General features: G+C 71.7%; 4 protein-coding genes. All 4 read right to left on the bottom strand.

Annotated elements, in window-relative coordinates; translation table 11 throughout:
- Nucleotides 1-464: 464 nt before the first annotated feature.
- Entirely contained in the window at nucleotides 465-1,355 is an 891-nt protein-coding gene (locus ACWDVW_RS32435; RefSeq protein WP_449956759.1) for a hypothetical protein, read from the bottom strand.
- A 589-nt stretch (nucleotides 1,356-1,944) separates the two neighbouring features.
- Nucleotides 1,945-2,589: a hypothetical protein gene (locus tag ACWDVW_RS32430; protein ID WP_449956756.1), complete on the bottom strand. Its 645-nt coding sequence runs from the start codon at nucleotides 2,587-2,589 to the stop codon at nucleotides 1,945-1,947.
- 41 nt (nucleotides 2,590-2,630) lie between these two features.
- A complete protein-coding gene (locus ACWDVW_RS32425; protein WP_449956753.1) occupies nucleotides 2,631-4,097 on the bottom strand; it encodes a hypothetical protein in 1,467 nt (488 codons plus the stop codon).
- A gap of 128 nt (nucleotides 4,098-4,225) precedes the next feature.
- Nucleotides 4,226-6,189, bottom strand: a 1,964-nt coding sequence (locus ACWDVW_RS32420; protein ID WP_449956751.1) for a DUF3516 domain-containing protein, incomplete at its 5' end; no start/stop codon positions are given.

Below are 6,189 nucleotides of genomic sequence, written 5' to 3'. Positions count from 1 at the left end.
ACCCGAAGATCACCTCTTCGTGGACCTGCTCAAACACCCACCACCACCCCACCGTCAAGACCTACTGGCCAGCGGATTCAGGATGGAACTACTTCAATGAAGTTGCGCGGATCTTGCAGCTTGGCGCGTCGGGCCCGCGCACTCGATCGCCGCAGGCCAGGCCGGGCTGCGTCGACAGGCGGGTCAAGGCTGGCGGCGGGCTGGCCCACCTTCTCGACTGGAGAAGGCGGTTGGTCGGGGACCGCGGTCGGTCAGCGGTAGCGGTCGGTCAGGGGTGGCGGTCGGTCAGGGGTGACCGGTGGTCAGACGCGGCAGGTCAGGGATGACCGGTGGTCGTAGGCGGCGGGTGAGGGGTGGCGGCGGGCAAGGGTGGCGGCCGGTCAAAGGCGGCGGCGGGCAAGGGTGGCGGCGGGTCAGTGGTAGCGGCGGCCAAGACGGTCGGCGGGTCAGTGGTGGCGGCGGGTTCAGGGGCGGCGGGTGGCCAGTGCGTGGCGGAGTTCGGTGAGGAAGCCGTCGACATCGTCGCGGAGGCGCTTGGCGGTGACGTGGAGTACCAGCCAGTCGGTGCCGAGCAGGCGGTTGAGGCGGCGTCGGTCGCGGTGGAACTGGTCCGGGTCGTGGTGCCAGAGTCCGTCGTACTCGACGGCCACCCGATGCTCGGGCCAGGCAAGGTCGACGCGGGCGATGAATCTGCCCGCACGCTCCACGACGAACTGGGTGACGGGTCTCGGCAGTCCGGCCTGCACGATGCGTACCCGAAGACGTGACTCGGGCATCGACTCGGCCCCGGGGTCGGCGAACTCGACCACCCGCAGCAGTCGTTTCCCGCCACGGGTACCGAGGCGGGCGCGGGCCAGGTCCGCCACGTCGTCGAGTCGGACGACACCTGCGGAGGCAAGCCGGTCGACCACCGCGACCGCGTCTTCGAGGGGGTGCCACTGGGCGAGGTCCCAGCAGGTGCGTCGAGGGGTGGTGACCGGGATGCCGGAAAGCGAGGCGATCTCGTCCACGGTCACGTCGGCGCGGTGCACGGTCAGGCCCGCCACCGGCCCGAGTCGCAGCGCGGTGGGAACCAGGACGTCTATCGGCTCGCCGACGCGGACCTCGCCGACGCCGAACAACGCGGCGGCACTGCGGCCCGCGACCGCCGCGCCGGGTGGGAGGACCAGCCGCGCCGCGCGACAGCGGGTACGGTGCGTCACCGCGAGTTGAGCGTCGACGTAGACGTCCCGGAAGAGTCGTCGCCAGGCTTCGCTGCGCAGCTGGGTACGAGTGAGTAGCCCACGGGCCACCACCTCGGAGCCTCGGAAGAGGCGCCCGCGTAGTTCCGGGGGCCGTCTGGGAGATACCGGCATGGGCCCACCCTGGACGAGCGCGCTGCGTCTCCGCTGCCCCTGTGGACAACCGTCGCCCGCTGGCAGTCCATGCCTGTGGACAACGGCATCCGACCTCGGAGCAACGTGGTGCGACCGACAGCCCCATGCGCTCGGCGGCCAGTGAACTGTCGACAGGCGGTGTTCCATCGGCGGCTGCGGGTCTTGCCGACCGCCCGGGTGCGCTTCCTGGACAGCCGGTGCAGGGGCGACCTGCCGACAGCCTGGTGTCCTTCCTCGGCGGCCGTGGCCAGCCGAGCCAGGTGCCCTCGGCGGCCAGGTGCCCTCGGCGGCCAGGGGACCTGTCGGCGGCCACCGCGCCGCCGGGGCTGATCCGACGCTGGGCTGGATCTCGGTGGGCCGTGGCAGCGGGGCACCCCGACTCGGCGGGCGGGTGGTCCGGCACCGGCTGGCACCGGACCACCATTGAGTCCGAAGAGAAACGGGGAGCCGACCGAGAACAACGGGATGATCAGTTGCGGACGTGCGGACGTGCGGACGTGCGGACGTGCGGACGTGCGGACGTGCGGACGAGCGGACAAGCAGCCAAGAGGAGCAGGGGAGCGGGAAGTCAGGCGGCGGCGGACCAGATGGCGCGGAAGGCGGCGGCCTCGCCGGCCAGCCAGCGTTCGATCTCCTGGGGCTTGGCGTTGTCGGGCATCCGGTGGGTGGTGCCACGCCGGACGTCGACCAGGACCGGCTCGGCGTGCGGCAGGACGGCGTCCATGTGGCGGGCGGTCAGGTGCAGGGCGGCCAGGGTGGCCTCCTCGCTGGGCGGCGCCTCGTCGAAGTGCAGACGGACTGCCTCGGCGCGGCCGTCGGCGTACCGGATGCCGAAGTGTGGGTTGATCTTGATGGGGAGGTCGCCGAGCATGGCGAGGGCGTCGCGGGTCTGCGCCAGGTCGACGGTGGCCGGCTCGCCGAGCGAGTGCAGCCAGGCGGTCGCGCCGGGCACCAGGTTCTGGTAGAGCGGTCGCCAGCGGGGCTTGACCACGTCGACCACCTGCGTGAGGTGGGTGCCGCCGGTGTGGAAGGCGATGTCGGCCTTGAGCGCCTTGACGAACTGGCCGTGCGGGTTGAACCCGGAGCGGCTGGCCCGCTGCCGACGCAGGCCGCCGACGAAGCTGGCCTTGGTGGGCCCGGTGCGGCCGACGTACCGGGTGAAGCCGAGAAGGGTGGCGTACGGCGTGAGGGGGGCGGAGGTGGGCGCGGTCACGAGCATCCTCCCAGGTCAGGAACTCGATTAGTACATACATTCTAATCGACGGGTCTGACATCGCCCAGGGGAGATAAGGGGCTCATCGGACCGCGCTGACGCCGACTTGCCGACCATTCTCGGGACGCCGCTCCGAGCGGGACCAATGCGCGGATCGGCGTCGTCGGCCGACGGGGTGGGGGCGCCAGTCGCCGCGTGATGGGCGGGGTCCGGTGCGGTTCCGTCACCGTCACGGCCGGGGCGGCCAGCCGTGTCACGAGCAGCAGCGCCACCAGCAGCCACACCACCGTCGCCACCCGGTTGACCGTGGTGGTGGGCAGTCCCAGCGAACCGACGACCACCACGACCAGCAGCCCGGCGCCGAACCGCACCACGGCGCGGTCGGTCCGTCGGCGGGACCGCCACCAGAGCACGACCAGCATGGTCAGGATCGCGGTCTGCGCCACCACGCCCAGGATGCCGGCCATCACCAACGCCTCCACCCACGCCGAGTCGTACGCGACCCGCAGCCCGTCCAGGCCGAAGCCGGTCCACGGCGAGTGGGTGAACACGATCCCGGCCGCGTCGGCGAGCGTCGAGTTCTCGCCGAAGCGGCGGGCCGAGTACAGCGACAGGAGGCTGCCGGACTGTTCGCCGGGGGTGAGCCAGGCGTCGAGGAGCATGCCGCCGATCGGCGAGTCGGGCCGCCGCGCCTGATGGTCGAAGACGGCCAGCACGCCGCTGACGGCCAGGGCGGCGCCGACGCGGGTACGCCACGGCGAGCCGGCCCAGGTCTGCCAGATCGCCACCGGCAGCCCGACCAGCAGGAAGATCTTGGACGCGGTGAGGAGGCCGCCGATGGCGAGGAGCACTCCGGCGACGGCCAGCGGGACGGGCCGGCGGCGTAGCAGGAACACGGCGGCGACCAGCCCGAGGCTGTACATGACACCGGCCTCGGCGGGCTGGTTGAAGACGCCCGAGTAGCGGCCCATCGTGGCGGCCCGCTCGGCGGTCGTCACCGTGCCGGTGTCGCCACTCCACCAGGCGGTCAGGATGTGGTCGTACGCGCCGGGGTCCATCAGCATCGCGTACGCCAGGATCGCGTTGGCGGCGAGGATCGTGACGAGCGTCCCGGCGGCGAACCGCAGCAACCGCAGCCGGTCGACGTCGCCGGAGACGATCAGGTAGCCGGCGGCCAGGACGATCGCCGGCAGGAGCAGGTTGTCCAGCCCGGCCCAGAAGCCGACCGCGCGCATCCCGGTGGGGAGGTGGGCGTCGCCGATCGACGCCACGGCGGCGACCGTCGGATAGGCGACGAGCAGGGCGGCGAGCGCCACGACCGGCCCGGGGGCGGTCGGCAGGCGTCGGGCGCGGGCCAGGAACGCGAGCACGGCGACGGCGCAGACGGCGAGCTGCTCGGTGCGGACACCGGACACCACGTACGGGCCGAACGACGCCGCCACGAGCACCACGACGGCGCTGTCGGCGGAGCGCTGCCCGGGTTGAATCCGTCGCCTATGTGCTGGCATGTGAGCGTCGACCCCCGCTGTTGAGGAACGCCCCATTTTGTGCCGACGATCCCCGGGTACGACGAAGCCCGGGCCCGCTCGGCGCGTCGCGCTGCCGGTGGTCCGTCGGGTCGAGTAACCGGGTACGCCTAGAGCTGGCCGACGTCGGTGACGCGTACCACCGCCGCCCCCGCCTCGTCGGAGGCGGCCAGGTCGACCTCGGCGCTGATGCCCCAGTCGTGGTCGCCGTCCGGGTCGTCGAGGATCTGCCGGACGGTCCAGCGTTCGCGACCCTGCTCGATCATGAGCAACGCGGGGCCACGGGCGTTCGGCCCGGTGCCGATCTCCGGGTACGCCTCGAAGTACGGCTCCAGGGCGTCCGCCCAGGCGTCGGCGTTCCAGCCGAACTCGGCGTCCAGTTCGCCGAGGGCGTCCCAGTGTCGCAACGCCGCCAGTTCCACCCGCCGGAACAGGGCGTTGCGCACCAGCACCCGGAACGCCCGCGCGTTGCGGGTCACCGCGGCCGGTCGGTCGTCCAGCGCGGCGGCGACGTCGGGCAGGTCGCCCGGGTTGCGCAGCCGCTCCCACTCGTCGATCAGGCTGGAGTCGACCTGCCGGACCAACTCGCCGAGCCACTCGATCAGGTCGACGAGTTCCTCGGTCTTGGCCTCCCCGGGCACCGTCTGCCGCAGCGTCTTGTACGCGTCCGCGAGGTACCGCAGCACCAGCCCCTCGGACCGGGACAGCCCGTAGAACTGCACGAACTCGGTGAACGTCATCGCCCGCTCGTACATGTCGCGGACGACCGACTTGGGGGAGAGCTGGTGGTCGGCCACCCACGGATGCCCCTGCCGGTACATCTCGTACGCGTTCTCCAGCAGCTCGGCCAACGGCTTCGGCCAGGTCACCTCGTCGAGCAGTTCGAGGCGGGCCTCGTACTCGATGCCCTCGGCCTTCATCGCGGCGACCGCCTCGCCGCGCGCCTTGAACTGCTGCGCGGAGAGCACCTGGCGGGGGTCGTCGAGGATCGACTCGATCACCGACAGCACGTCGAGCGCGTACGACGGGGACTCGGTGTCCAGCAACTCGATGGTGGCCAGCGCCAGGGGCGACAGCGGCTGGTTGAGCGCGAAGTCCAGTTGCAGGTCGACGGTGAGCCGGACCCGCCGCCCGGTCTCGTCCGGCTCGGGCAGTTCCTCGACCACGCCACCGGCCCGCAGCGCCCGATAGATGGCGATCGCCCGGCGGATGTGCCGGCGCTGCGCCGCCGCGTCCTCGTGGTTGTCGGTGAGCAGGTGCCGCATCGCGGCGAACGCGTCGCCGGGGCGGCCGATGACGTTGAGCAGCATCGAGTGGCTGACCTGGAAGCTGGAGGTCAGCGGCTCCGGCTCGGCGGACACCAGGCGGTCGAAGGTGGGTTGACCCCACCCGATGGAGCCCTCCGGCGGCTTCTTCTTGACCACCTTGCGCCGCTTCTTCGGGTCGTCACCGGCCTTGGCGAGCGCCTTCTCGTTCTCGATCACGTGCTCGGGGGCCTGCACGACGACCCGGCCGAGGGTGTCGAAGCCGGCCCGACCGGCCCGGCCGGCGATCTGGTGGAACTCGCGCGCCTTGAGCAGCCGGGTACGCACGCCGTCGTACTTGGACAGGCCGGTGAACAGCACGGTGCGGATCGGCACGTTGATGCCGACGCCGAGGGTGTCCGTACCGCAGATGACCTTGAGCAGGCCCGCCTGGGCGAGCGTCTCCACCAGTCGGCGGTACTTGGGCAGCATGCCGGCGTGGTGCACACCGATGCCGTGGCGGACCAGGCGGGACAGCGTCTTGCCGAAGCCGGAGGTGAACCGGAAGCCGCCGATGGCCTGGGCGATCATGTCCTTCTCGGCGCGGGTGCAGACGTTGACGCTCATCAGCGCCTGTGCCCGCTCCAGCGCGGCGGCCTGGGTGAAGTGCACGACGTACACCGGGGCCTGCTTGGTCTGCAGCAACTCTTCGAGCGTCTCGTGCAGCGGCGTCATCGCGTACGAGAAGAGCAGCGGGACCGGCCGCTCGGCCGCCGGACTCGTCCGGGTCGCCTCGGCCGCCCCCGACGGGTATCCGATCGAGGTCGAGC

This window comes from Micromonospora sp. NPDC003241 (assembly GCF_053589795.1).
Note: the sequence above shows the minus strand (reverse complement) of the source record. Positions and strands in the feature narration are given on the sequence as shown.

Coding starts and splice junctions, on each gene's coding strand:
- ACWDVW_RS32435 (WP_449956759.1), bottom strand. CDS start 1,355: ATGCCGGTATCTCCCAGACGGCCCCCGGAACTACGCGGGCGCCTCTTC.
- ACWDVW_RS32425 (WP_449956753.1), bottom strand. CDS start 4,097: ATGCCAGCACATAGGCGACGGATTCAACCCGGGCAGCGCTCCGCCGAC.